Below are 25,152 nucleotides of genomic sequence, written 5' to 3' on the forward strand. Positions count from 1 at the left end.
GTTACCTTTTTTCGGCAAGGGTTGGGGCAAGGGCCGCAAGGCGCGACAGCATGGCGGCAAGGGCCGGGCGCAGCGCCGCCGCCTTGGCGGGGGAAAGATCGAAGGGCGGGGTCTCGGTCGCCAGATGGCTTGCCTGCGCAAGCTCCATCTGGATCGCATGAAAACCCTCGGCCGGGCGGCCATACCGGCGCGTCGTCCAGCCGCCCTTGAAACGGCCATTCAGCACGTTGGTGCGGCCCGACGCGCGGGCCGCCTCGACCGTCGCGGCCTCGATCCGGGGATCGCAGGTCGCGCCGCCATTGGTGCCGATGTTGAAATCCGGCAGGGTGCCGTCGAAAAGCCAGGGGATGACCGACCGGATCGAATGGCAATCCCACAGGATCGCCACGCCGTGCCGGGCCTTGACGCGGTCCAGTTCCGCCGCAAGCGCGGCGTGGTAGGGGGCGTGATAGGCGGCCAGCCGCGCGGCGGTGTCCTCGGCACCCGGTTCCGCGCCCTCGCGCCAGATCGGCGTGCCGTCGAAGGTGGTCAGCGGCACGAGGTCGGTGGTGGAGGCGCCGGGATACAGGCTTTGGCCCGAGGGATCGCGGTTGGCGTCGATCACATAGCGGTGGAAGTTTGCCCGCACCACCGTCAGGCCGGGGATCAGCCCGGCGTAAAGCCGGTCCACATGCCAGTCGGTGTCGCGCAGGATGCGGCCTTCGTCGTTCAGCCGGTCGCGAATGTCTTGCGGAACATCGGTCCCGACATGGGGCATGCCAAGGACGATCGGGCCATCGCCCCGCGTGACGGTGAAAAGCGCGCTCATGCCGATACCCCCGGCAGAAGGTCGCCGCCCACCGCGTCGATCAGCGCGCCCGAGGCGATCAGGTCGCCCGCCGCCGCCATGTCGCCCGCCATATAGCGATCCTCGGCCATCGGTGCGATCCGGTTGCGGATCGCGGCCTTCGCCGCCAGCAGCTGCGGCGAGGTCTGGTGCGGCGCGCGCAGTTCCACGCCCTGCGCGCCCATCATCGCCTCGACACCCAGAATCCAGAACAGGTTCTGCGTCATCGGCAAAAGCCGCCGCGCGCCGTGGCAGGCCATGGAGACGTGATCCTCCTGATTGGCGGAGGTCGGGGTGGAATCGACTGATGCCGGGTGGGCCATCTGCTTGTTTTCGCTCATCAGGGCGGCGGTGGTGACCTCGGCGATCATCATGCCGGAATTCAGGCCGGGCCGCGTGGTCAGGAAGCCGGGCAACCCATAGCTGAGCGCCGGATCGACCAGCATGGCGACGCGGCGCTGGGCTATGGCGCCGATCTCGGCCACGGCAAGGGCGATCATGTCGGCGGCAAGGGCGACCGGCTCGGCATGGAAGTTGCCGCCCGACACGACCTCGCCCGAGGACAGGACCAAGGGGTTGTCGGTCGCCGCGTTCGCCTCGATCTCAAGCGTGCGGGCGGCCTGGCGCAGCACGTCGAGGCAGGCACCGCCGACTTGCGGCTGGCAGCGCAGGCAATAGGGGTCCTGCACCCGTTCGTCATTGTCCTGATGGGCGGCGCGGATGCCTGAACCGTCCATCAACGCGCGCAGCGCCGCCGCGACCTCGATCTGGCCCGCATGGCCGCGCAGGGTGTGAATCTCTTCTGCGAAGGGCGCGGTGGAGCCCATGGCGGCATCGGTCGATAGCGCGCCGGTGACGATGGCCGAGCGCAGCGCCCGCTTGGCACGGAAGAGGCCCGCCAGCGCCAGCGCGGTCGACACCTGCGTACCGTTGATGAGCGCCAGCCCCTCTTTCGCCTCAAGCACCACCGGGGTCAGCCCGGCGCGGGCAAGGGCCGTGTCCCCCGCCATCCGCTCACCCTTCAGCATGGCCTCGCCATGGCCCATCATCACCGCCGCCATATGGGCAAGCGGCGCAAGATCGCCCGAGGCGCCGACCGATCCCTTTTCCGGGATCACCGGCAGCACGCCCTGGGCCAGCATGCCTTCGATCAACGCGACCAGTGCGGGCCGCACGCCCGAGGCGCCGCGACCCAGCGACAAAAGCTTCAGCGTCAGGATCAGCCGCACGATGCTGCCCTCCAGCGGATCGCCGACGCCGCAGCAATGCGACAGGATCAGGTTGCGCTGAAGCGTCGTCACATCGCCCCGGTCGATGCGGATCGAGGCGAGCTTGCCGAAGCCGGTGTTGACGCCATAGACCGGATCGTTCCCGGCGACGACGCGGGCGATGCAGTCGGCGGCGCGGGCGATCCCGGCATGGGCCGAGGGGTCGAGGGCAATGGCGGCGCCGTTCCAGTAGATGTCCTCAAGATCGGAGAGCGTGGCCTTGCCGGGGGTCAGGGTGCGGGTCATGTCAGACGGTCCGTCCTTTGAAATAGCGGGTGTGGAGCGGGTTGAAGCCCATCGGGTTGACGAGTTCGGCCGGGTCTGCCGCGTTCCAGATGGCAAGGTCGGCCGACAGCCCCGGCGCGATGCGCCCGGTTTCGGCCCCCAGACCCAGCGCCTGCGCCGCCGCGCCCGTGGTGCCGTGCAGGCATTCGCCCACCGTCAGGCCGAACAGCACCGCGCCCATGTTCATCGCCAGCAGCAGCGACATCAGGGGCGAGGTGCCGGGGTTGGCGTCGGTCGCAAGCGCAATCGTGCAGCCATGATCGCGCAGCGCCTGCACCGGCGGCTGTTGCGTTTCGCGCAGCATGTAGAAGGCGCCGGGCAAGAGGACGGCCACGGTCCCGGCCGCCGCCATGGCCTTCGCGTCCGCCTCGGTCATGTATTCCAGGTGATCGGCCGACAGCCCGCCGCGCGCCGCCGTCAGCGCCGCGCCGCCCTGCCACGAAAGCTGTTCGGCGTGCAGCTTGACCGGCAGGCCCAGCGTCGCGGCCTTGTCGAAGACCTGTGCGATTTCCTCTGCCGTGAAGGCCAGATGTTCGCAGAACCCGTCCACGGCATCGGCCAGCCCCTCGGCCTTGGCGGCCTCCATCCCCGGCAGCACGACGCTGTCGATATAGCCGCGCCGGTCGTCCCTGAATTCCGGCGGCAGGGCGTGGGCGGCAAGCCAGGTGGTGCGGATGCGGACCGGGCGCATGGTCTGAAGCCGCCGCGCCGCGCGCAGCATGTTCAGTTCCGCCTCAACCGAAAGGCCATAGCCCGACTTGATCTCTACCGTCGCGACGCCTTCGGCCAGAAGGCTGTCGAGGCGGGGCAGGGCGGTTTCGACAAGCTCATCGACACTCGCCCCCCGCGTCGCCTTCATGGTGGACACGATGCCGCCGCCCGCTGCCGCGATCTCGGCGTAGCTGGCGCCTTCCAGACGCATCTGGAATTCGCGCGCGCGATTGCCGCCGTAGACGAGATGGGTGTGGCAGTCGATCAGCGCGGGCGTCACAAGGCGTCCGCCGCAGTCGGTTAGCGCGCAGCCCTTCGGCTGCGTCACCGTCTTGCCGGTGGCCGCGATTCGGCCATCCCGGATCAGGATCTCGCCCTCGAACGGTTCTGCTTTCGTCGAGTCCCCGGTGAAAATCCGTGCGTTCACAAGCACGTGGCAATTTTCGGACGGTATCGGCATGGCGGTCTCTTCTGCTTGCGTTTTTATAAGTATATACATAAAATCATGCTTGGATAGCCCAAATCTCGGGAAGGGAGCCCTGCCGATGGAGACGATGCTGTTTGCCGAACAGGCGCTTTTGCCAAAGGGCTGGGCGCGGGATGTGCGTCTGGGGCTGGCGGGTGGTGTCATTGCGGCGGTCGAGGCGGGGGCGGCCCGTCAGGCCGGCGATATCGCGGTCGGCGCGGTGATCCCCGGCATCGCGAACCTGCACAGCCACGCCTTTCAGCGCGCGATGGCGGGCCTGACCGAACGGCGCGGGCCGACGGCCGACAGTTTCTGGACCTGGCGCGATCTGATGTATCGCTTCGCCCTGGACCTTGACCCCGATCAGATGCAGGCCGTGGCCGAGATGGCCTATGTGGAGATGCTTGAGGCCGGGTTCACCCGCGTGGGGGAGTTCCACTACCTTCACCACGACCGCGACGGGCGGCCCTATGCGGACCCGGCGGAGATGTCGCTGCGCATCCTCGCCGCGGCCGAGGGGGCCGGGATCGCGCTGACCCATCTGCCGGTCTTCTATGCGCATTCCGACTTTGGCGGTGCCGCGCCGGGCGACGGGCAGCGGCGGTTTATCCATGACCTCGACGCCTTCCTGCGCCTGACCGAACGGCTTTGCGCCGCCATGACGCGGCCCCTTGACCGGCTGGGCATCGCGCCCCATTCGCTGCGTGCCGCGACGGAAGAGGAGGTGCGCGCCCTCGTCGCCGCCCATCCCGGTTGTCCGGTCCATATCCACGTCGCCGAACAGATGCGCGAGGTCGAGGACAGCGTCGCGCATTCCGGCCTTCGCCCGGTCGAGGTGCTGCTGAACCGGATCGGCATCGACGCGCGCTGGTGTCTGATCCACGCGACCCACCTGACGGATGCGGAGCGCCGGGGGATCGCCGCCTCCGGCGCCGTCGCGGGGCTTTGCCCGGTGACAGAGGCCAATCTGGGCGATGGCCTGTTCCCCGCGCGCGATTTCCTGACCGATGGCGGGTGCTTCGGCGTTGGCAGTGACAGCAATGTGGAGATTTCGCTGCGCGAGGAGTTGAAGATCCTCGAATACGGCCAGCGCCTGTTCTCTCGCGGGCGCAATGTGCTGGCCGAGGGGTCAGGTTCCACGGGCGGTGCGTTGCTGCGGGGGGCGCTGTCCGGGGGGGCGCAGGCCCTTGGCGCGCCCGCGCCGGAGCTGGCGGCGGGGGCGTCGGCCGATCTGGTGGTCCTGCGCGACACTGTCGGCCTGCGGGCCGGGGGCGACCGTATCCTCGATCGCTGGATCTTTGGCGCTGACGTCGCGGTCGATCAGGTCTGGGTCGGCGGTGCGCGGGTTGTCAGCGGCGGGCGTCACCGCGACCGCGACCGGATTGCGGGGGCCTATGCGAAGGTGCTGGCAGGGTTGGTGGACGGGTAGGGCGCGCGTTCACGGATTCTTAAGAGAATCACCCTATGGTTGCATTTTGGTCGCGTGGAAGCGATTTTTTCCAGATCGGCAACGATCCGCCCAATCCACCCCCGTATCGTCAATTTCAACCATGGGTTGTCTTAAATTTGGCGCATTTGTGGCGGATTTCTGAACCAAATGCGCCTTTTTTCGGACAATTCTGAGGGGGAAACTGGTCTCAGGTAGCGAGTGTGGCCGTAATTCCGACATCTTTCACCCCAACCGGAGGCCCCGAAACATGACCGATCTCGTCGAAAAAGCCCGCATTGGCCGTACCAACGCCCTGAACCACATCTCGTCCGGGAACCGCAATATCTTCCAGCCGTCCCGTCCCGCCGCCACCCGCCGCGCGCTGCCTTGCGCGTTTGTGTCAAGCCGCGCGCGGCTTGGCGGTCAGGCGACGCTGGTCTGAGCCAGGCGCAAACCGGCGCCAGCCGGAAACCATGAAGGGCGCGGGCCGGGGGCACGCGCCCTTTCCCTTTTGCCGGGGTCAGATCGCGGCCCAGTCGTCGAACACCCAGTCGCGGCTTGGCGGAACCGGCCGCAGGGGGCGCTTTTTCTCTTGCGGATCGGGTGTTTGCGGCGGCGGGCGTGTCATGGCGTTCTCCTTCGCGTCAGGCAAGAGATAGGGGCCATGCACCTCCATGCCATCGGTGTTTCAGGCCGCTGTCGGGGCTGTGAGATGTCGTGTAACGGGCGGGGACGATGCTTTGAAATACGGCCCCGCCCGGTTTCCCTTCGGACCCTTCGAAATGCCTTGCATCAATGGGTCCAGATTACCCCAGTGCGGCGCCGGACGCAGGTCGGGAATACCGCCAGTCCGCACCGCGCCACCCGTCACAAGGTCGCGATAAACGTCGCAATGTCGCGATCCTGCGCCAGAGCGGGTGCCGTTCGTGATAGGCTGCCCCCGTCACGGCACCGTCGCGCCCAAGGGTGCGGGCGTCCCGTGACCGTCATGGAAGGGAGGAAACCCATGTCCGATTATCAGGGCGGTTGCGCCCATGTTCATACCCGCGCGGCCGCGGAACCGATCGACAACCATGTCTGCCACTGCAATGTCTGCAAGGCGGTGACCGGCCAGCAGACCACGCATGTGGCCTTCTTCAACTGGGGTGACCTCAAGGTCGATCACCCCGAGAAACTCGCGCGCCAGCCCTTCAACGCCAACAACCCCGACGGGCCGCTTGAGCTTTGCACCTGCACCGATTGCGGGGCGGCGATCCTGCTGGACGACAAGCAAAAGCGCATCCGCGTCGCGGTGCCGAACATCATGGGCTATGACGACGCGCATTTTCCGCAGGCCAGCTACCACGCCTTCTACGACGACACGAAGGGTTATCCGAAACCCAGCGACGGGCGCCCGGTCTATGAAGGGCTGCGGCCCGAATTCGTCTGGCCGAAAGGCGCCTGACGGGATCAGCCTTGCATCCGGCGTAGGATCATCCATGCGCCGGGTGCAAGGCGGGGCTGTCGAAACGTGGGTGGTCACGATGAGGTGAGGGGCATATCTCCTCGGGCAAACGAAACCATGCCTGAGGGATGAAAAATGCTTGCAGCACAGCGTCGTAACGGCCTGCTCAGCGAATTCGTCCGCGCAGTCTTCAGCATCGGCCGCGTCTTTTCGTCGGCCCTTCCTGGCGAACCGGCCCCGTACTGGACCGATTACCTGCGCGAGACGGATCACAAGAAGGACTGAGATATCGGGTGACATGACCCGTTGAGGGGGCCGCAGCCGCAGGGTTGCGGCCCTTCTGTTTCCGGCGTAGCCACGCCCTGCCATCGGGCTTGATCGCCAAGGGCAATGCGACTATACGCCCCCGGTGGCCCCAAGGGGCCCGAGTCTGAAAATCAAGAAATGCCGTGTGGTCCCATCCGTCGCTGGCGGGGCTTTTCCGGCCAGGAGAGAGCGACATGAAACTGAATGAACTCCGGGACAATCCCGGTGCCGCCAAGAAATCCAAGCGCGTTGCGCGCGGTCCGGGTTCGGGCAAGGGCAAGACCGCGGGCCGCGGTATCAAGGGCCAGAAATCCCGTTCGGGCGTGGCCATCGGCGGTTACGAAGGCGGCCAGATGCCGCTTTACCGGCGCCTGCCGAAGCGCGGCTTCAACAAGCCGAACGCCAAGAAATTCGCCGTCGTGAACCTGGGTCAGCTTCAGGCTTTCGTCGACGCGGGCAAGCTGGACGCCAAGGCCGAGATCACCGAAGACCTGCTGGTCGCGTCCGGCGTCGTGCGCCGCAAGCTTGACGGTGTGCGCGTTCTGGCGAAGGGTGAGATCAAAGCGAAGCTGAAGCTTTCCGTCACCGGCGCTTCCAAGGCGGCGGTCGCTGCGGTGGAAAAAGCGGGCGGCGCGCTGACTGTCACGACTGCGTCGGCGGCTGAATAAGGTGTTGTGGGCGGTGATCGCGCCGCTTACATAGACCCAGAGTTTTCCAACGCCGCCGACCGGAAAACGGTTCGGCGGCGTTGCCCATGAAAGAGACTTGGAATGGCATCTGCTGCAGAGCAAATGGCGGCGAACCTCAGCTGGGGCGCCCTTGGCAAGGCCACCGACCTGCGCCAACGCATCTTCTTCACCCTCGGTCTGCTGATCGTCTATCGCCTTGGCACCTATATCCCGGTGCCTGGCATCGACGCCGACGCGCTGCGCAAGTTCATGGACGATGCCGGTCAGGGCATCACCGGGATGCTTCAGATGTTCACCGGCGGCGCGTTGGGCCGGATGGGGGTCTTCGCGCTGGGCATCATGCCCTATATCTCGGCCTCGATCATCGTTCAGCTTCTCACCGCCATGGTGCCTGCGCTTGAGCAGATGAAGAAAGAGGGCGAGCAGGGGCGCAAGAAGATCAACCAGTACACCCGCTACGCCACTGTGGCGCTCGCGACCTTCCAGGCCTTCGGTCTGGCCAAGTCGATCGAGGCGGGCGATCTGGCGCATGATCCGGGCTTCTTCTTCATCGCCTCGACCGTCATCACGCTGGTCGGCGGCACCATGTTCCTGATGTGGCTGGGCGAGCAGATCACCGCGCGCGGGATCGGGAACGGCACCTCTCTCATCATCTTCGTCGGCATCATCGCCGAGGTTCCGGGCGCGCTGGCGCGGTTTCTGGAGCAGGGCCGGATCGGTAGCATCCATGCCTCTGTCATCATCGGCGTCATGGTGATGATCATCGCCGTCATCGCCTTTGTGGTGTTCATGGAGCGGGCGCTGCGAAAGATCCATATCCAGTATCCGCGCCGACAGGTCGGCATGAAAATCTATGATGGCTCATCCAGCCATCTGCCGATCAAGGTCAACCCGGCGGGCGTCATTCCGGCGATCTTCGCCTCATCCCTGCTGCTTCTGCCGACCACGATCGCCACCTTCTCGGGCAACCAGACCGGGCCGATCATGTCGCGCATCCTGGCCTATTTCGGCCCCGGCCAGCCGCTTTACCTGCTGTTCTTCGCGGCCATGATCGTCTTCTTTTCCTACTTTTACACCGCGAACGTGGCGTTCAAGTCCGACGACGTGGCCGACAACCTGAAGAACCAGGGCGGCTTCATTCCGGGCATTCGCCCCGGCGCGAAGACGGTCGATTACCTCGATTATGTCGTGGCCCGCATCCTTGTCATCGGCTCCGGCTATCTGGCCGCCGTCTGCCTTCTGCCGGAAATCATGCGTTCGCAGCTGGCGATCCCGTTCTATTTCGGCGGCACCTCGGTCTTGATCGTGGTGTCGGTGACGATGGACACGATCAACCAGATCCAGTCGCATCTGCTTGCGCATCAGTATGAGGGGCTGATCGAAAAGTCCCAGCTGCGCGGCAAGAAGCGCGGCGGCGCCCGCAAGGCGCCCGCCCGCCGCTGATCCGGCCACCAGACAGGGGGACAGTCGATGGTCAATCTTATTCTGCTTGGCCCGCCGGGGGCGGGGAAGGGGACGCAGGCGCGTATTCTGGTCGAGGGACGTGGCCTGGTGCAGCTTTCGACCGGCGACATGCTGCGCGCGGCGATGGCGTCCGGTACCGAGATGGGCAAGAAGGTTTCTGCCGTCATGGCGGCGGGGCAGCTTGTCACGGATGAGATCGTGATCGGCCTGATCGAGGAAAAGCTGGCCGGGGGCGGTTCGGGCTTTATCTTCGACGGCTTTCCGCGGACGCTGGCGCAGGCCGATGCGCTGGGCGACCTGCTGGCCCGCATGGGGCAAAGCCTTGATGCCGTGATCGAGATGCGGGTGGACGACGCGGCGCTGGTCGCGCGTATCACCGCGCGGTCGACCTGCGGGACTTGCGGTGAGGTCTATAACGATGTGACCAAGCCGATCCCGGCCGACGGCAAATGTACGGTCTGCGGCGGGACGGAGTTCACGCGCCGCTCCGACGACAATGAGGACAGCCTGAAACAGCGGCTGATGGAATATTACAAGAAGACTTCGCCGCTGATCGGGTATTATTACCACGCGGGCAAGCTGACGGCGGTCGATGGCCTTGGCGAAATCGGTGACGTCGCGAAATCCATTGCCGGGGTGCTGGATCGCTGAGGGGTGTCTTGACCTTGTTGGGGAAACCCACTAGGTCACGGCGTCTCGCAAGAGAATCGTCTTGATTTGCCGATCATTTCCCAAAGCGAATCAGAGCGGACAAGCCGGCCCGAAGGTCTACGACCCCTCGGGCCACAGTTGTGAAAAAAGGTTCCGGCGCTACGGAACCGCAACGAAAGGACAGAACGCGTGGCACGTATTGCTGGCGTCAACATTCCGACGGGGAAACGCGTCCCCATCGCCCTTCAGTACATCCACGGCATCGGGAACGACATCGCCCACAAGATCTGTGAAGCGGTCAACATCGAACCGACCCGCCGGGTGAACGAACTTTCCGACGCCGAAGTGCTCGCCATCCGCGAACACATCGACGCGAACTATACGGTTGAAGGCGACCTTCGCCGTGAAGTGCAGATGAACATCAAGCGCCTGATGGACCTTGGTTGCTACCGTGGCCTGCGCCACCGCCGCAACCTGCCGGTTCGCGGTCAGCGCACCCACACCAACGCCCGCACCCGCAAGGGCCCGGCGAAAGCCATCGCTGGCAAGAAGAAGTAAGGGGAGCGCAGGACAATGGCACGCGATAAGGTTCGCATGAAGCGCAAGGAACGGAAGAACATCGCCGCGGGTGTGGCGCATGTGAATTCCTCCTTCAACAACACCAAGATCCTGATCTCCGACGTTCAGGGCAACGCCATCGCCTGGTCTTCGGCCGGCACGATGGGCTTCAAGGGCTCGCGCAAGTCGACGCCCTATGCCGCCCAGATGGCTGCCGAGGATGTCGCGCGCAAGGCGCAGGAACACGGCGTGAAGACGCTGGAAGTCGAAGTGCAAGGCCCCGGTTCGGGCCGTGAATCGGCGCTGCGCGGCCTTGCTGCCGCGGGCTTCAACATCACGTCGATCCGCGACGTGACGCCGATCGCGCATAACGGTTGCCGGCCGCCGAAGCGCCGCCGCGTCTGATTATATGACCGCAGTCCGGGCCGTGCGCGTTGCGCGGCCCGGACTGCTTTCGCTTTTTTCCTCGGGCGTTCCCGGAAACTGGACATGGGCCGGGAACAGGTATGGAGGCAGATCGCATGATCCACAAGAATTGGGCAGAGCTCATCAAGCCGCAGCAACTTGACGTGAAGCCGGGCAACGACCCGCAGCGTCAGGCCACGCTGATCGCCGAACCGCTTGAGCGCGGCTTTGGTCTGACCCTCGGCAACGCGCTGCGCCGTGTGCTGATGTCCTCGCTTCAGGGTGCGGCCATCACAAGCGTGCAGATCGACAACGTCCTGCACGAGTTTTCCTCGGTCGCCGGTGTGCGCGAGGATGTCACCGACATCGTCCTGAACCTCAAGGGCGTGCGGCTGAAGATGGATGTCGAAGGGCCGAAGCGCCTGTCGATCTCGTCCAAGGGGCCGGGCGTCGTTACCGCTGGCGACATCTCGGAATCCAACGGGATCGAGATCCTGAACAAGGACCACGTCATCTGTCACCTTGACGATGGCGCGGACCTCTTCATGGAACTGACCGTCGAGAACGGCAAGGGCTATGTCGCGGCCGACAAGAACCGCCCCGAGGATGCGCCCATCGGCCTGATCCCGATCGACGCGATCTATTCGCCGGTCAAGCGCGTCAGCTACGAAGTCCAGCCCACCCGTGAGGGGCAGGTCCTCGACTACGACAAGCTGACGATGAAGATCGAGACCGACGGCTCGCTCAGCCCGGAAGACGCGGTGGCCTATGCCGCCCGCATCCTTCAGGACCAGCTTGGCATCTTCGTGAACTTCGAAGAGCCGGAATCGGCCACCAAGGGCGCCGAGGACGAGGGTCTGGAATTCAACCCGCTGCTGCTGAAGAAGGTCGACGAGCTGGAGCTTTCGGTGCGGTCTGCCAACTGCCTGAAGAACGACAACATCGTCTATATCGGCGACCTGATCCAGAAGACCGAAGCCGAGATGCTGCGCACCCCGAACTTCGGCCGCAAGTCGCTGAACGAGATCAAGGAAGTGCTGTCCGGCATGGGCCTGCACCTTGGCATGGATGTCGAGGACTGGCCGCCGGAGAACATCGAGGATCTGGCGAAGCGCTTCGAAGACCAGTTCTGATGCCTTGTAGGATGGGCACTATTGCCCATCCTACGCAAAATGCCCGCGCAGGCGGGGACACCCTGGGCAATTCCGCCCCAACGACGCGGCACGCAACGCACGGGCCGCAACACAAAGCAAAACGCGATAGGAGATCAAAATGCGTCACGCTCGCGGCTACCGCCGTCTGAACCGTACACATGAGCACCGCAAGGCGCTCTGGGCCAACATGGCCGGTTCGCTCATCGAACATGAACAGATCAAGACGACCCTTCCGAAGGCGAAGGAACTGCGTCCGATCGTCGAAAAGCTCATCACGCTGGCCAAGCGCGGTGACCTGCATGCCCGCCGCCAGGCCGCGGCGCAGCTGAAGCAGGACAAGCATGTCGCCAAGCTGATGGATGTGCTGGGCGCGCGCTACAAGGACCGTCAGGGCGGCTATGTCCGCATTCTGAAAGCCGGTTTCCGCTATGGCGACATGGCGCCGATGGCGATCATCGAACTGGTGGACCGCGATCCGGCCGCGAAGGGTGCTGCCGACATCGCGCGGCTTGAGGCCGAAGAGGCCGCCGAGTCCTGATTTGACCTAAGTCAGATACCCGAAATGGAAACCCCGCCAGAATGATGGCGGGGTTTTTCCATATTGCTACCCCGGACAGGGGGCAGGAAGAGAGAAGATATTAACTCGCTTCGGCGCGAAACTGGGCGCGCTCGCGCGTCAGACGTTCGGTCACGCTGTCGATCACAGCGGAAAGCTGGGCGTCGCCGATGGGCGTCGCGCCGAGAAATTCAAGCAAGTCCGTCCGTGCGGCTTCGGGAAGCCGCATGAGCCGGGCAAACAGGCCGGGATTGATGGTACGCAAAGCACAGACCTCTTATCGAAACTTCCGGGTTCAATTTAAAGTTGACGATACCCGGCGCAACTTGTCTAAAAAGCCATGTCCAATCAGATAGGCATAGATCGCAGACTGCATGAGCTCGGCGCAATCGCTCCGCGTGGGTACTTTGTTGGGTTGCATATCCGGTTTACGTCGCCCTTGCTGACGTTTCAGACCTATGACCAGAAGTGGATCGACCACTACACGAACAACGGCTATGTGCTGCGCGACCCCATGACGGCTTGGGGCTTCAGCCAGACCGGGTCGATCCGGTGGAGTGATCCGAAACTTCCCGACCCCTTCGGACTTTTCATCGAATGTGCGGAATACGGCCTTAAATACGGGATGACTGTGTCCTATGGCCCCATCAGTTCCCGCACCATTGCGAGTGCCGCGCGTGAGGATAGAGAATTCACGGACGACGAAATCGCCAAGGCGACCGAGATCGTGCATAACCTGCACGATGTCACCCAGCCCCCTGATGAGTTGACCGTTGCGCAGATCGAAGCGCTGAAATGTATCGCGGGCGGCGACCGGCACGCGGCTGCGGCCGCTAAACTGGGGATATCGGAGAGCGCACTCAAAGCCAGACTGAATTCTGCACGTCAGAGACTGATGGCCCGTACGACTGCCGAAGCTATCCAGAGGGCAAAGGACTACAGATTGCTCTGACGGGCCGCCTCCGCTGGGGAATTACCTACCGACCAACCTGCAGGAGGCTGTAATGCAGACAACGACCCTATCTTTCGAGAATCTCCACAACCATGGGGAGCTTTTCGCGAATATGCTGCGCGCTCGGAGAGAGCTTTTCATCGTCCACAACAAGTGGGACCTGCCCGAAGCGCTGGGCATGGAATATGACCAGTACGACACGCCGGCGAGCCGTTGGGTGGTTGTGCATGACGAATTCGGCCAGGTCCTTGCCGGCAATCGGCTGACGCCGACGACCGCGCGGTGCGGCGTCTATTCCTACATGATTCGCGATGCCCAGCGGGGGCTTCTGGATACCATCCCGTCGGACCTGCTTTACGAACAGGCGCCGGTCTCGGATCAGGTCTGGGAAAGCTCGCGCCTCTTCGTTGCGCATAACGTTCCGGCCGGGATCCGCCGCAGGGTTCATGCCACGCTGATCGCCGAGATTGGCCGGGCGTCGCGGGCGCTGGGCGCGACCAGTTGCCTGACCCTGCTGGCCGCGAACTGGCCGCGCTGGGCCAAGCGGGTGAATGTCGACATGAAGGCGATGGGGCCGGTCATGCTGATCGACGGGATCGAGAACCAGGTGGTCTCGATGAACTTCGCGTCCAACCTTCACTAGGCGCGGGTGAAACGCGTGGCACGGATACGCCACCTTCCTGTTCGGCTCCGGCAAATGTAAGGTCGGGGGCATGTCTGATCTGTTCGATCTTGCCCCCGGCGCACCCGAGACACGAAACAGCGGCCACCGGCCGCTGGCCGACCGGCTGCGCCCGGCCGCGCTTTCGGATGTGATCGGCCAGGACAAGGTGCTGTCGGCCGAGGGTCCGCTCGGCGCGATGGTTGCGTCGGGAAGCCTGTCGTCGCTGATCCTCTGGGGGCCGCCCGGTGTGGGCAAGACCACCATCGCGCGGCTTCTGGCCGATGCGACCGACCTTGCCTTCGTCCAGATCAGCGCCATCTTCACCGGCGTCCCGGAGCTTCGGAAAGTGTTCGAAGCGGCGAAGCTGCGCCACCGGCAGGGCCGCGGCACGCTGCTGTTCGTGGATGAGATCCACCGCTTCAACAAGGCGCAGCAGGACGGCTTCCTGCCTCATATGGAGGACGGGACGATCCTTCTGGTCGGTGCCACGACCGAAAACCCGTCCTTCGAACTCAACGCGGCGCTTCTCAGCCGGTCGCAGGTCATCGTGTTGGAACGCTTGTCGCTTGCTGATCTGGAGCGGCTGGCGCAGCGGGCGGAAAAGGAACTCGGCGCCGCGCTGCCGTTGAAAGGACCGGCGCGCGAGGCGCTCCTGGAGATGGCCGATGGCGACGGCCGCGCGCTTCTCAACCTTATCGAGCAGGTGACGGCCTGGAAGCTGAAAGAACCGATTGAGGCGGAGGTGCTGGCCAAACGCCTGATGCGGCGGGCGGCGAAATACGACAAGTCGGGTGAGGAGCATTACAACCTCATCTCCGCGTTGCACAAATCGGTGCGGGGGTCGGACCCGGATGCGGCGCTTTACTGGTATGCACGGATGCTTGAAGGCGGTGAGGACCCGCGCTTCCTTGCCCGCCGCCTGACCCGGATGGCGGTGGAGGATATCGGCCTTGCCGATCCGCAGGCGCAGACCCTCTGCCTGCATGCCTGGGAAACCTATGAACGCCTCGGCAGCCCGGAAGGGGAACTGGCGCTGGCGCAGGCGGTCGCCTACCTCGCCCTCGCGCCCAAATCGAACGCGGGCTATGTCGCCTACAAGGCCGCCCGCGATCTTGCCCGCAAGACCGGGTCAGAGCCGCCGCCAAAGCATATCCTCAACGCGCCGACGCGGATGATGAAGGATCAGGGCTATGGCGCGGGCTATGCCTATGACCACGATGCCGAGGACGGCTTTTCCGGCCAGAACTATTTCCCCGACAGCGTGAAGCGCCCGGTTCTCTACCAGCCGGTCGAGCGTGGCTATGAGCGCGAGCTGAAAAAGCGCGTCGACTGGTTCGCCAAACTCCGCGCGGAGCGGAACCGCTGATCCTTTCATCTTGCCGGAAATACCTTCGGGGGTGGACGGCCCGCAATGGTCGGAGGGGGCGGACAGCCCCCTTGCCCGGTTGACTTCCCGCGCGCCGCGTCAGAGGAAGGCGCAATGATCCAGACGCTTTTCCAGGTCGCCCTCGGCGGCGCGCTCGGCGCCTCGGCCCGCTATCTTGCCGGGGTCGCGGTCATGCGCCAGTTCGGCAGCCCCGTCTTCCCGCTGGGCGTCATCACCGTGAACATCGTCGGGTCTTTCGTGATGGGCGCGCTGGTCGTGTTCCTGGGCCAGAAGGGGCTGACCCACTGGAACGCCTTCCTTGCGACCGGCATCCTTGGCGGGTTCACCACCTTTTCCTCCTTCTCGCTCGAAACCTGGCGGCTGATGACAGAGGGGCGCTATGACCTTGCCGGGCTTTATGTCGGTCTTTCGGTTCTGGTGTCGATCCTCGCGCTGATTGCAGGCGTCGCGCTGATGCGGGCGGTCCTGGCATGAGCGGCGTGCGTACCCTGACCGTGGCCGAGGCCGAGGGCGAAAGCCGTCTCGACCGCTGGCTGAAGAAGCGCTTTCCCCAGATCACCCAGGGCGCGATCGAAAAGATGTGCCGCACCGGGCAGATCCGCGTCGATGGCGGGCGGGTCAAGGCCTCTACCCGGATCGGGCCGGGGGCGCAGGTCCGGGTGCCGCCCCTGCCGAAATCCGACGCCCCCGCGACGAAGCGCGAGGTGAGTATCGCGGATGATGACGCGCGGATGATCCAGGCGGCGGTGCTGTGGAAGGACGACCATATCATCGCGCTGAACAAGCCGCCGGGCCTGCCGTCACAGGGCGGGTCAGGGCAGGGCAACCGGCATGTGGACGGCCTGACCGGGGCGCTGCTGTTCGGCTACAAGGACCGGCCGAAGCTGGTCCACCGGCTTGACAAGGACACTTCGGGCGTTCTGCTGCTGGCCCGCACCGACCGCATCGCACGGGCGCTGTCCGAGGCGTTCCGCGCCCGCACCACGCGCAAGATCTACTGGGCCGCCGTCGCCGGTCTGCCCAATCCGAAGATGGGCACGATCCGCTTCGGCCTTGTGAAGGCGCCGGGCCACGGGCGTGGGGGGGAGGGCGAGAAGATGATCGCCATCCATCCGTCCAAGGTGAATGAGACCGAGGGCGCGAAACGGGCGACGACCGATTACGCCGTCATCGACGCGCTCGGCACCCGTGCCGCCTGGGTGGCGCTGGTGCCGGTCACGGGGCGGACCCATCAGCTGCGCGCCCATATGGCCGAAATCGGCCACCCGATCGTGGGCGACGGCAAATATGGCGGTTCCGGTCAGGAAAACCTTGGCGACGGCTGGGGGGCGCAATTGGGCGGGGAGATCAGCCGCAAGCTGCACCTCCACGCCCGCTCCATCGCCTTCGATCACCCGATCACCGGCAAGCGCATCACGCTGACCGCGCCCTTGCCCGACCACATGCTGCGGACCTGGAAGACCGTCGGCTGGTCCGAGGGCGAGGCGACGGCCGACCCGTTCGACGAGACGTCGGAATGAGCGGGTTGAAGCTCGCCGTCTTCGACGTGGACGGGACGCTTTGCGACAGTCAAGGGCATATCCTGTCCGCGATGGCGGCGGCTTTCGGGGCCGAGGGGGTGATGGTGCCACCGCGTGAAACTGTGCTGTCCATCGTCGGGCTGTCCTTGCCGGTCGCGGTCGCGCGGCTGGTTCCCGATCTCGACAGGGGCGTTCAGGACCGGCTGGTCGCGGCCTACAAATCCGCCTACACCGCCGCGCGTATCGCCGAACTGGCGCCACTTTACGACGGCATCCCCGCGCTGATCGACGGGCTGGCGGGGCGCGGGGACGTGATCCTTGGCATTGCGACGGGCAAGTCGCGCCGGGGGCTTGATCACCTTCTCGCCGGGCATGGCATCGCCGGGCATTTCCTCACCCGGCAGGTGGCCGACGATCACCCGTCCAAGCCGCATCCCGCTATGCTTCTGGCCGCGATAGCCGAGGCCGGGGCGGCGCCGGAGGCGACGGTGATGATCGGCGACACGACCTATGACATGGACATGGGCCGGGCCGCGGGGGTGCGGACGCTGGCCGTGACATGGGGCTATCACGGGGCAGGGGCGTTGGCCGCCACCGGCCCCGACCGGACCGCGACGCGGGTGGCAGAGATCGCGCCGCTTCTGGACGACCTGTGGGGGGCGATATGACCGGATGGGCGGCGCGGCGGTTCTGGAAAGAGGTCTCGGTTGAGGCGGCGGAGGGCGGCCACCGCGTGCGCCTTGACGCGCGGCCGCTGATGACGCCCGCCAAGCGGCCGCTGATTCTGCCGACGGTGGCGGTGGCGAAAGCGGTGGCGGACGAATGGCGCGCGGTGGGCGAAAAGGTCGATCCGCGCCAGATGCCGGTCACGCGATCGGCCAATGCGGCGATCGACAAGGTCGCGACGCAATTCGCCGAGGTGGCCGGGCTGATTTCCGATTATGGCGGAACCGACCTGATCTGCTACCGGGCCGAGACGCCCGAAGAACTGACCGCCCGGCAGGCGGCGGCCTGGGACCCGCTGGTCGACTGGGCCGTGCGGCGGTTCGGGGCGCGGCTGACCGTGACGCGCGGCATCGTGCCGGTCGTCCAGCCGGCCGAGAGCGTTGCAGCCCTGTCGCGCGCCGTGACGGCGCTGTCGCCCTTCGAGCTGACGGCGCTGCATGACCTTGTGGCGCTGTCGGGGTCGCTGGTGATCGGGCTGAACGCGACGGAGCCGGGGAGCGACCCCGAGGCGCTTTGGTCCCTGTCGCGGGTCGATGAGGACTGGCAGGCGGAGCTGTGGGGCGTTGATGAGGAAGCTGCGGCCCTGGCGTCGGTGAAGAAGCGCGATTTCCTTCATGCGCATCGATTCTGGACCTTGCTGCACGATCAGAGCGCTTGACGTTACGTCCATGCGCCGCCCCGGCACGGACGGACCGCCGTTGGTGCCAGAATCCGGGGCGGACCGGGCAAAGGTCCCTTGACGTGTGGAGTGGGACGGTCCTTACTGGCCGCCACTGGGGATAACCCTAACATCTGCGTCAGGACCACCTGACCGATCTCATCTGCCCCGAAAGAGGGGCGGCAACTCAGGAAGAGGTAAGCATGAAGAAATCCGTATTTCTCGGGACGCTTGCGGCCACGGCCCTTCTCGCGGGCTATGCATCGGCTGCGACGCTCGACGACGTCAAGGCGCGCGGGGAACTGAACTGTGGCGTGAACACCGGCCTTGTGGGCTTTGCCGCGCCGGATGCGAACGGCAACTGGCAGGGCTTTGACGTCGCGATCTGCAAGGCGGTCGCTGCCGCCGTGCTGGGCGACGCCACGAAGATCAAGTATGTCCCGACCACCAGCGAAACCCGCTTTACCGCGCTCGCCTCGGGCGAGATCGACGTGCTGGCCCGGAACACCACCTGGACCTTCTCGCGCGATACCGACCTTGCCTTCACCTTCACCGGCGTGAACTACTACGACGGTCAGGGCTTCATGGTGAAGAAGGACCTCGGCGTGACCTCGGCGAAGGAGCTCGATGGCGCCACGGTCTGCATCCAGACCGGCACCACGACCGAGCTGAACCTGGCCGACTTCTTCAAGGTCAACAACATGAGCTATCAGCCGGTGGCCATCCAGACCAACGCGGAAGGCGAACAGCAATTCCTCGCCGGGGCCTGCGACGCCTATACGACCGACGCTTCGGGCCTTGCCGCGACGCGCGCGGCCTTTGCCAGCCCGGACGACTACATCATCCTGCCCGAGATCATCTCGAAAGAGCCGCTTGGGCCGCTGGTGCGTCAGGGTGACGATCAATGGGCCGACATCAACCGCTGGGTGCTGAACGCGCTGGTTGCGGCGGAAGAATACGGCGTGACCTCGGCCAATGTCGAAGAGCTGTCGAAAGGCACCGACAACCCGGAAATCAACCGGATGCTTGGCAATGAGGGCGACCTCGGCGCGATGATCGGTCTCGACAAGGACTGGGCCAAGCGCGCGGTTTCCGCGTCGGGCAACTATGGCGAGATCTTCGCCGCGACCATCGGTGAATCGACGCCGATCGGCCTCGCCCGCGGCCTGAACGCGCAGTGGACGCAGGGCGGCCTGCTCTACTCGCCGCCGTTCCGCTAAGACGACCGGGGGCGCGTCGGGGACAGGCCCGGCGCGCCCCTTCTCCTATCAGGACATCCAGAAGCCGACGGGGCAGCAAGACCCCAGCGACGTGATCGCAGACAGGCTTTGGGCAACGGGGATACAGAATGGCAACTTTCGCGGATACGCCGAAGGCTAACTTTCGGCTGGGGATGCTGATTTACGATACGCGGTATCGGTCGGTCACCATCCAGATCGTCGTACTTTTCCTGTTCATGGCGGGGGCCGCCTGGCTTCTGAACAACCTGTTCACGAACCTCGCGGAACGTGGCAAGGACCTGAGCTTTTCCTTCCTCTGGTACCGTGCCGGCTATGACATCAACCAGACGCTGATACCCTATACGAACGACGACACGCATTTCCGCGCGATGCTCGTCGGGCTGGTGAACACGCTTCTGGTGGCTTTCCTTGGCTGCGTGGCGGCGACGATCATCGGCGTCGTGGTCGGGGTTCTGCGGCTGTCGTCGAACTGGCTGGTGGCGCGGCTGATGACGATCTATGTCGAGATTTTCCGCAACGTCCCCGTCCTTCTGTGGATCCTCGTCACCTTCGCGATCTTCACCGAGGTGACGCCGCAGCCGCGCGATTTCAAGGTTACCGACCAGATGATCGCCGAGGGGCAGGAACCGGCCGCCTCGATGCTGCTGTTCGACAGCGTCGCCATCACCAATCGCGGAACCTTCATTCCCAAGATCGTCTATTCCCGGTCGCTGGGTGAGATTCACCTCGGTTTCCTGCCGATCAGCATCGACACGCTTCTGGTGCTGGCCTCGATCGTCTTCGGCGTTCTTGTCTTCCGCGCCATCGGGAATAACGCGACAAAGGTGCAGGAGGCGACCGGCGTCCGGCCCGTCACCTGGTGGAAGCGGTTGCTGGCGCTCTTCGGGCCGCTTCTGATCGTCCTTGTCGCGCTTGGCTTTTCGTTGCAGCGGCCGACGCTGGGCGGGTTCAACTTCACCGGCGGGGTGCTGGTCCTGAACTCCTTCATGGCGCTCTGGATCGGGCTGACGCTTTATACCGCCGCCTTTATCGCCGAGATCGTGCGGGCCGGTATCCTCGCCATTTCAAAGGGGCAGACCGAGGCCGCCTATGCGCTGGGCCTGCGGCCGGGGCGGACGATGAACCTTGTGATCCTGCCACAGGCGCTGCGCGTCATCATCCCGCCACTGATCTCACAATACCTGAACCTGACGAAGAACTCCTCTCTCGCCATCGCGGTCAGCTACATGGACCTGCGCGGTACGCTGGGCGGCATCACGCTGAACCAGACGGGACGGGAGCTGGAGTGCATGCTCCTCATGATGCTGATCTACCTCGTCCTCAGCCTGCTGATTTCCTCGGGGATGAACGTCTACAACAACGCCGTCCGGCTGAAGGAGCGTTGAGATGAGCGATCTTCATTCCGAAAGCGTTGCCTTCGTCCGCGACACCATGCTGACACCGCAGTCGCCGCCCGCGTCGCAGGCAGGGGCGATCAAGTGGCTGCGGGAAAACCTGTTCTCCGGCCCGATGAACACGATCCTGACCATTCTTGGTGTGGGCATCGTCGTCTACCTCGTGAACCTCGGGCTGCCGTGGTTCCTGCACTCGGTCTGGAACGCCAATTCGCTGGCCGAGTGCCGATCCGCGATCACCGCGACCTGGGGGCCGGACGCGCATGGTGCCTGCTGGGCCATGATCCGCGAGAGGTGGAGCCAGTTCATGTTCGGCTTCTACCCGAACGTCTTCTACTGGCGTCCGATCCTGGCGCTGCTGCTGCTCTTCGTGGCCCTGGCGCCAATCCTGTTCGCCGAGTTTTCCAACCGCCTGACGATCGCGGGCGGGGTGGTGGCCGCGTTGGTGGTCTGGCTGGCGGCCTCCTACGGCGAATGGCTGCCGGTCGGCATCCTTGCGGTCGTCGCCGCGATTGCGGGGCTTCTGGCGGTGCAGGGAACGAAATGGCCGCATAACCTGATCTGGTTCCCGATCGTCTATGCGGGGATTGCCTTCTGGCTGCTTTGGGGCGGGTCGATCTTTACCCCCATCGCGGCGCTGGCCGGGATCGTCGTCGGCTGGCTTGCCTTCCGCATCCTCGCCCCCATCGCGGGCAACATCGTCGCGGTGACGGCGGCGGTCGTGGCGCCGGTTCTGTGGTGGTATTTCGGCAGCGAGCCCGTGATCGACCTGCTGAGCCGGGCGCTTCCCCGCGTCGAACCCTTCTGGCTGCCGCCGGTGGACAGCGACCAGTTCGGTGGCTTCGTCCTGGCCTTCGTCATCGGCCTGACCGGCATCGCCTTCTCCCTTCCCATGGGGATCGTGCTGGCGCTGGGGCGGCGGTCGGACATGCTGCTGGTCAAGGCGCTTTGCGTGGGCTTCATCGAGTTCATCCGGGGCGTGCCGCTGATCACGCTTCTTTTCACCGCATCGCTGCTTCTGAACTACTTCCTGCCACCGGGAACCAATTTCGACATCATCCTGCGCGTCATCATCATGGTTACGCTGTTTTCGGCCGCCTATATCGCCGAGGTGATCCGGGGTGGTCTCGCCGCCCTGCCGCGCGGGCAGTATGAGGCGGCCGATGCGCTTGGCCTCGACTACTGGAAGGCGCAGCGGCTTATCATCATGCCGCAGGCGCTGAAGATCTCGATCCCCGGTATCGTCTCCTCCTTCATCGGGCTGTTCAAGGACACCACGCTGGTCGTCTTCGTGGCGCTTCTCGATCCGCTGAAGGGCATCACCGACGCCGTGCGCGCCTCGATCGAATGGAAGGGCATCTACTGGGAGCCTTACATCTTCGTCGGCGCCATCTTCTTCCTCGTTTGCTTCAGCATGTCGCGGTACTCCATGTACCTCGAAAACCGGCTGAAGCGTGAACATCGTTAAGGAGTGCCATCATGGCTGATCCCCACGCCGTAACCCGCGAAATCAATCGCAGCCAGATGCAGGTCAGCGAGGAAATCGCGATCGAGATCGTCAAGATGAACAAGTGGTACGGGGCCTTCCACGTCCTGCGCGACATCGACCTGACCGTGAACCGGGGCGAACGCATCGTCATTGCCGGGCCGTCAGGGTCGGGCAAGTCCACGCTGATCCGCTGTATCAACCGGCTTGAGGAGCATCAGTCGGGCAAGATCGTCGTCGACGGGATCGAATTGACGAGCGATCTGAAGAACATCGACAAGGTGCGATCCGAGGTCGGGATGGTGTTCCAGCACTTCAACCTCTTCCCGCATCTGACGATCCTGGAAAACTGTACCCTTGCCCCGATCTGGGTCCGCAAGGTGCCGAAGAAGGAAGCCGAAGCGACGGCGATGCACTTCCTTGAAAAGGTGAAGATCCCCGAGCAGGCAAACAAGTATCCCGGCCAGTTGTCGGGTGGCCAGCAGCAGCGGGTGGCCATCGCGCGGTCCTTGTGCATGAAGCCACGGATCATGCTTTTTGACGAACCGACCTCGGCCCTCGACCCGGAGATGATCAAGGAAGTGCTGGACACGATGATCGAGCTGGCCGAGGAAGGCATGACGATGCTGTGCGTGACGCATGAAATGGGCTTTGCCCAGGCCGTCGCGAACCGGGTCATCTTCATGGACCAGGGCCAGATCGTCGAACAGAACGAACCGACGGAGTTCTTCAACAACCCGCAGTCCGAACGCACGAAGCTGTTCCTGAGCCAGATCCTCGGCCACTGACGCCCTCCGGGCGCGGTGTCAGCCGCGCCCGGAGGGGACGAAGAAGTCCAGCACGCTGGCGCGGCCGAAAGCGGCATCGCGCCAGTCCGCGATCTCGAAATCCACCACAAGGGTCGCCGCGGTCGGAAAGCGGCGGAAATCGGGGTCGAGCGGCGGCTGCGCGGGCAGCATCGCGGCCAGCTCGCCGATGCCGGGGTTATGCCCGATCATCATCACGCAGTCCCCGGTGGCCTTTTGCAGCGCCGCCAGCATGACGTCAGGCGTGGCGTGATAGAGGCTGTCGACATAGGACACACGCGGCGTCACCTCAAGCGGTGCGGCAAGGGCGCGCGCCCAGGTCTCCCGCGTGCGCTCGGCGGTGGAACACAGCACCTCGTCCGGCTCATACCCGCGCGAATGCAGCCATTCCCCCAGTTCCAGCGCGGCCCGGCGGCCACGGGCGTTCAGCGGGCGGCCGTGGTCGTCCTGATCGGGATCGTCCCATGAGGATTTCGCGTGGCGGGTCAGGATCAGGCGGCGGTGGCCAAGCGTCATTTGTGGAACAACCTCATGTGATAGGCGGATTGTTCCGGCAGCCTGCCATAGCCTTGCGACACCGGGCAAGCGCGACGAGTGACGCAGCCCGAAGAAATGCAATCGCCGTCCGGCATCGTGTCGAGATAGGCGTGGCAAGCGGGGACGTCATAGCCCTGATTTCCAAGGGCGCCCGCCGGGCAGGCCGTCAGGCAGGGTCGGTCCGTGCAGCTTGCGCAAGGGGATTGCGTGGGCGGGGCGGGCAGGTCGATCCGGTCGGTCAGGGCGATGGCCCCGCGATAGGACACCATCAGCCCGGCGGTGTCATGGACCAGAAGCGCGACGGGGGAGGGCCAGGCGCGGCCCGACCGCAGCGCCCAGGCGTAGAACGGGTGATAGGGCGGCCCGCCGAAGGGGAAGAAGGCCCGCCCCCCGAACCGATCCGCAAGCCCGGTCAGGACACGCGCCGACCAGCGGTCGACGGGATCGGGCGTGCCATCCTGCCATTCCGGTTCGGCGGTCAGATGCGGCCAGAAGCCGGGTTCATCGGGGCCGAACAGAAGCAGGGTGCCGGTGCCGTCGGGCAGGCTGTCGCCGGGTTCGGCATGGAACGCCCCGAACACCGCGAGGCGATGCGCGGCGGCGGCGGAGGCAATCGCTCTCAGCGCCGTCACCGGATGCGCGGCTTGACGCGCGGTTCGGTGGTGCGGATCTGGCTGCCGGTGCCGTGGTCGGTGAACAGCTCAAGCAGCACCGCGTTCGGCACCCGCCCGTCCACGATCGTCACCGCGCGGACCCCGTCGGCGATTGCCTTCAGCGCGGTTTCGGTCTTGGGGATCATGCCACCAGCGATGGTGCCGTCCTCGACCATCGCGCGGACATCCTCGGGCGTCAGCTGGGTCAGGACCTCGCCGTCCTTGTTCTTCACCCCGGCAACGTCGGTCAAAAGCAGCAGCCGGTCGGCCTGCAACGCGCCCGCGATGGCCCCGGCGGCGGTGTCGCCGTTCACGTTGAAGGTTTCGTTATCGGCCATGCCGGTCGCGACCGGGGCGATGACGGGGATGATCCCGGCGGTGTAAAGATCGCGGATCACCTGCACGTTCATCTCGACCGGGCGGCCCACGAAGCCAAGTTCGGGGTCGTCGGCCTCACACACCATCAGGTCGTCATCCTTGCCGGAGATCCCCACGGCGCGGCCGCCCTGATCGTTGATCGCCTGCACGATCCGCTTGTTGACGAGGCCCGAGAGGATCATCTCAACCACCTCGACCGTGGCCTTGTCGGTCACGCGCTTGCCGCGCACCCACTGGCTTTCGATGCCGAGCTTGCCAAGCATCTCGTTGATCATCGGCCCGCCGCCATGGACGACGACCGGGTTCACGCCGACCTGCCGCATCAGCACGATGTCACGGGCAAACTCTGCCATCGCGTCATCGTCGCCCATCGCGTTGCCGCCGAATTTCACGACGACGACGGCGCCCGAGTAGCGTTGCAGATAGGGTAATGCTTCCGAAAGCGTCCGGGCGGCGGCGATCCAGTCCTGGTCCATCTTCTGTTTTCTCATTGGCGTTTCCTCGGGGCAGGCAAAGTGTTACCGCGCCTGCCGGGGAC

General features: G+C 64.9%; 29 protein-coding genes. 22 read left to right on the forward strand and 7 right to left on the reverse strand.

Annotated elements, in window-relative coordinates; genetic code table 11:
* Position 1: 1 nt before the first annotated feature.
* Genes hutG through hutI form a run of 3 tightly spaced genes read right to left on the reverse strand, consistent with a single transcriptional unit; the run spans position 2 to position 3,550 of the window.
* Positions 2-808 (reverse strand): N-formylglutamate deformylase, encoded by an 807-nt coding sequence (gene hutG, locus LX70_RS12420; protein WP_105515100.1) that lies wholly within the window; start codon positions 806-808, stop codon positions 2-4.
* On the reverse strand, positions 805-2,340 hold the full coding sequence (hutH, locus tag LX70_RS12425; RefSeq protein WP_105515101.1) for a histidine ammonia-lyase: 1,536 nt from the start codon (positions 2,338-2,340) through the stop codon (positions 805-807). Before hutH ends, hutG begins: the two co-directional genes overlap by 4 nt.
* Position 2,341: 1 nt before the next feature.
* Complete coding sequence (gene hutI / locus LX70_RS12430; protein WP_105515102.1) at positions 2,342-3,550, reverse strand: imidazolonepropionase; 1,209 nt, start codon at positions 3,548-3,550, stop codon at positions 2,342-2,344.
* A gap of 85 nt (positions 3,551-3,635) precedes the next feature.
* On the opposite strand from hutI, the gene LX70_RS12435 reads away from it, so the two are divergent.
* From LX70_RS12435 to rplQ, 11 genes are all read left to right on the forward strand, one after another.
* A complete protein-coding gene (locus LX70_RS12435) occupies positions 3,636-4,985 on the forward strand; it encodes a formimidoylglutamate deiminase (RefSeq protein WP_105515103.1) in 1,350 nt (449 codons plus the stop codon).
* Between the two features lie 268 nt (positions 4,986-5,253).
* Complete coding sequence (locus LX70_RS20765; protein WP_170076187.1) at positions 5,254-5,427, forward strand: hypothetical protein; 174 nt, start codon at positions 5,254-5,256, stop codon at positions 5,425-5,427.
* A gap of 564 nt (positions 5,428-5,991) precedes the next feature.
* Positions 5,992-6,429 (forward strand): GFA family protein, encoded by a 438-nt coding sequence (locus tag LX70_RS12440; RefSeq protein WP_105515104.1) that lies wholly within the window; start codon positions 5,992-5,994, stop codon positions 6,427-6,429.
* Between the two features lie 135 nt (positions 6,430-6,564).
* Positions 6,565-6,714, forward strand: coding sequence for a hypothetical protein (locus tag LX70_RS20770; RefSeq protein ID WP_170076188.1), 150 nt, complete (start codon positions 6,565-6,567; stop codon positions 6,712-6,714).
* 215 nt (positions 6,715-6,929) lie between these two features.
* Positions 6,930-7,403, forward strand: coding sequence for a 50S ribosomal protein L15 (gene rplO / locus LX70_RS12445; protein WP_105515105.1), 474 nt, complete (start codon positions 6,930-6,932; stop codon positions 7,401-7,403).
* A 102-nt stretch (positions 7,404-7,505) separates the two neighbouring features.
* Complete coding sequence (secY, locus tag LX70_RS12450) at positions 7,506-8,867, forward strand: preprotein translocase subunit SecY (RefSeq protein ID WP_105515106.1); 1,362 nt, start codon at positions 7,506-7,508, stop codon at positions 8,865-8,867.
* Between the two features lie 27 nt (positions 8,868-8,894).
* Positions 8,895-9,539, forward strand: a complete 645-nt coding sequence (locus LX70_RS12455) for an adenylate kinase (protein WP_105515107.1) — start codon at positions 8,895-8,897, stop codon at positions 9,537-9,539.
* 189 nt (positions 9,540-9,728) lie between these two features.
* Positions 9,729-10,097 (forward strand): 30S ribosomal protein S13, encoded by a 369-nt coding sequence (gene rpsM, locus LX70_RS12460; protein WP_105515108.1) that lies wholly within the window; start codon positions 9,729-9,731, stop codon positions 10,095-10,097.
* A gap of 15 nt (positions 10,098-10,112) precedes the next feature.
* A complete protein-coding gene (gene rpsK / locus LX70_RS12465) occupies positions 10,113-10,502 on the forward strand; it encodes a 30S ribosomal protein S11 (RefSeq protein WP_105515109.1) in 390 nt (129 codons plus the stop codon).
* Between the two features lie 116 nt (positions 10,503-10,618).
* Positions 10,619-11,635 (forward strand): DNA-directed RNA polymerase subunit alpha, encoded by a 1,017-nt coding sequence (locus LX70_RS12470; protein WP_105515314.1) that lies wholly within the window; start codon positions 10,619-10,621, stop codon positions 11,633-11,635.
* A gap of 139 nt (positions 11,636-11,774) precedes the next feature.
* Entirely contained in the window at positions 11,775-12,194 is a 420-nt protein-coding gene (gene rplQ / locus LX70_RS12475; RefSeq protein ID WP_105515110.1) for a 50S ribosomal protein L17, read from the forward strand.
* A 100-nt stretch (positions 12,195-12,294) separates the two neighbouring features.
* Here the strand turns inward: rplQ and LX70_RS20470 are convergent, their stop codons facing one another.
* The gene (locus LX70_RS20470) at positions 12,295-12,477 is read right to left on the reverse strand and encodes a hypothetical protein (protein WP_146111597.1); all 183 of its coding nucleotides are present in this window, start codon (positions 12,475-12,477) and stop codon (positions 12,295-12,297) included.
* 75 nt (positions 12,478-12,552) lie between these two features.
* Between LX70_RS20470 and LX70_RS12480 the strand changes: the two genes are divergently transcribed.
* From LX70_RS12480 to LX70_RS12530, 11 genes are all read left to right on the forward strand, one after another.
* Positions 12,553-13,164, forward strand: a complete 612-nt coding sequence (locus LX70_RS12480; RefSeq protein ID WP_105515111.1) for a helix-turn-helix transcriptional regulator — start codon at positions 12,553-12,555, stop codon at positions 13,162-13,164.
* Between the two features lie 52 nt (positions 13,165-13,216).
* Positions 13,217-13,807: an acyl-homoserine-lactone synthase gene (locus LX70_RS12485; protein ID WP_105515112.1), complete on the forward strand. Its 591-nt coding sequence runs from the start codon at positions 13,217-13,219 to the stop codon at positions 13,805-13,807.
* A gap of 70 nt (positions 13,808-13,877) precedes the next feature.
* Entirely contained in the window at positions 13,878-15,194 is a 1,317-nt protein-coding gene (locus LX70_RS12490) for a replication-associated recombination protein A (protein WP_105515113.1), read from the forward strand.
* A gap of 114 nt (positions 15,195-15,308) precedes the next feature.
* Positions 15,309-15,689 (forward strand): fluoride efflux transporter CrcB, encoded by a 381-nt coding sequence (gene crcB, locus LX70_RS12495; protein WP_105515114.1) that lies wholly within the window; start codon positions 15,309-15,311, stop codon positions 15,687-15,689.
* Positions 15,686-16,735 (forward strand): RluA family pseudouridine synthase, encoded by a 1,050-nt coding sequence (locus LX70_RS12500; RefSeq protein ID WP_105515115.1) that lies wholly within the window; start codon positions 15,686-15,688, stop codon positions 16,733-16,735. The genes crcB and LX70_RS12500 overlap by 4 nt, the downstream gene beginning before the upstream one ends.
* Complete coding sequence (locus LX70_RS12505) at positions 16,732-17,403, forward strand: HAD-IA family hydrolase (protein WP_105515116.1); 672 nt, start codon at positions 16,732-16,734, stop codon at positions 17,401-17,403. Before LX70_RS12500 ends, LX70_RS12505 begins: the two co-directional genes overlap by 4 nt.
* Positions 17,400-18,119 (forward strand): ATP12 family chaperone protein, encoded by a 720-nt coding sequence (locus tag LX70_RS12510; protein ID WP_105515117.1) that lies wholly within the window; start codon positions 17,400-17,402, stop codon positions 18,117-18,119. Before LX70_RS12505 ends, LX70_RS12510 begins: the two co-directional genes overlap by 4 nt.
* Before the next feature lie 203 nt (positions 18,120-18,322).
* Entirely contained in the window at positions 18,323-19,339 is a 1,017-nt protein-coding gene (locus LX70_RS12515) for an amino acid ABC transporter substrate-binding protein (RefSeq protein WP_105515118.1), read from the forward strand.
* Between the two features lie 128 nt (positions 19,340-19,467).
* The gene (locus tag LX70_RS12520; protein ID WP_105515119.1) at positions 19,468-20,745 is read left to right on the forward strand and encodes an amino acid ABC transporter permease; all 1,278 of its coding nucleotides are present in this window, start codon (positions 19,468-19,470) and stop codon (positions 20,743-20,745) included.
* A gap of 46 nt (positions 20,746-20,791) precedes the next feature.
* Positions 20,792-22,222: an amino acid ABC transporter permease gene (locus LX70_RS12525; RefSeq protein ID WP_425430592.1), complete on the forward strand. Its 1,431-nt coding sequence runs from the start codon at positions 20,792-20,794 to the stop codon at positions 22,220-22,222.
* 11 nt (positions 22,223-22,233) lie between these two features.
* Entirely contained in the window at positions 22,234-23,028 is a 795-nt protein-coding gene (locus tag LX70_RS12530; protein WP_105515120.1) for an amino acid ABC transporter ATP-binding protein, read from the forward strand.
* A gap of 18 nt (positions 23,029-23,046) precedes the next feature.
* Here the strand turns inward: LX70_RS12530 and LX70_RS12535 are convergent, their stop codons facing one another.
* From LX70_RS12535 to argB, 3 genes are read right to left on the reverse strand one after another with little or no spacing between them, the layout of a single operon-like run.
* Complete coding sequence (locus tag LX70_RS12535; RefSeq protein WP_105515121.1) at positions 23,047-23,562, reverse strand: SixA phosphatase family protein; 516 nt, start codon at positions 23,560-23,562, stop codon at positions 23,047-23,049.
* A complete protein-coding gene (locus tag LX70_RS12540; protein ID WP_245885070.1) occupies positions 23,559-24,215 on the reverse strand; it encodes a ferredoxin in 657 nt (218 codons plus the stop codon). The genes LX70_RS12535 and LX70_RS12540 overlap by 4 nt, the downstream gene beginning before the upstream one ends.
* The gene (gene argB / locus LX70_RS12545) at positions 24,212-25,090 is read right to left on the reverse strand and encodes an acetylglutamate kinase (RefSeq protein WP_105515122.1); all 879 of its coding nucleotides are present in this window, start codon (positions 25,088-25,090) and stop codon (positions 24,212-24,214) included. The genes LX70_RS12540 and argB overlap by 4 nt, the downstream gene beginning before the upstream one ends.
* Positions 25,091-25,152 lie beyond the last annotated feature (62 nt).

The organism is Albidovulum denitrificans (assembly GCF_002973535.1).
GTDB lineage: Bacteria > Pseudomonadota > Alphaproteobacteria > Rhodobacterales > Rhodobacteraceae > Albidovulum > Albidovulum denitrificans.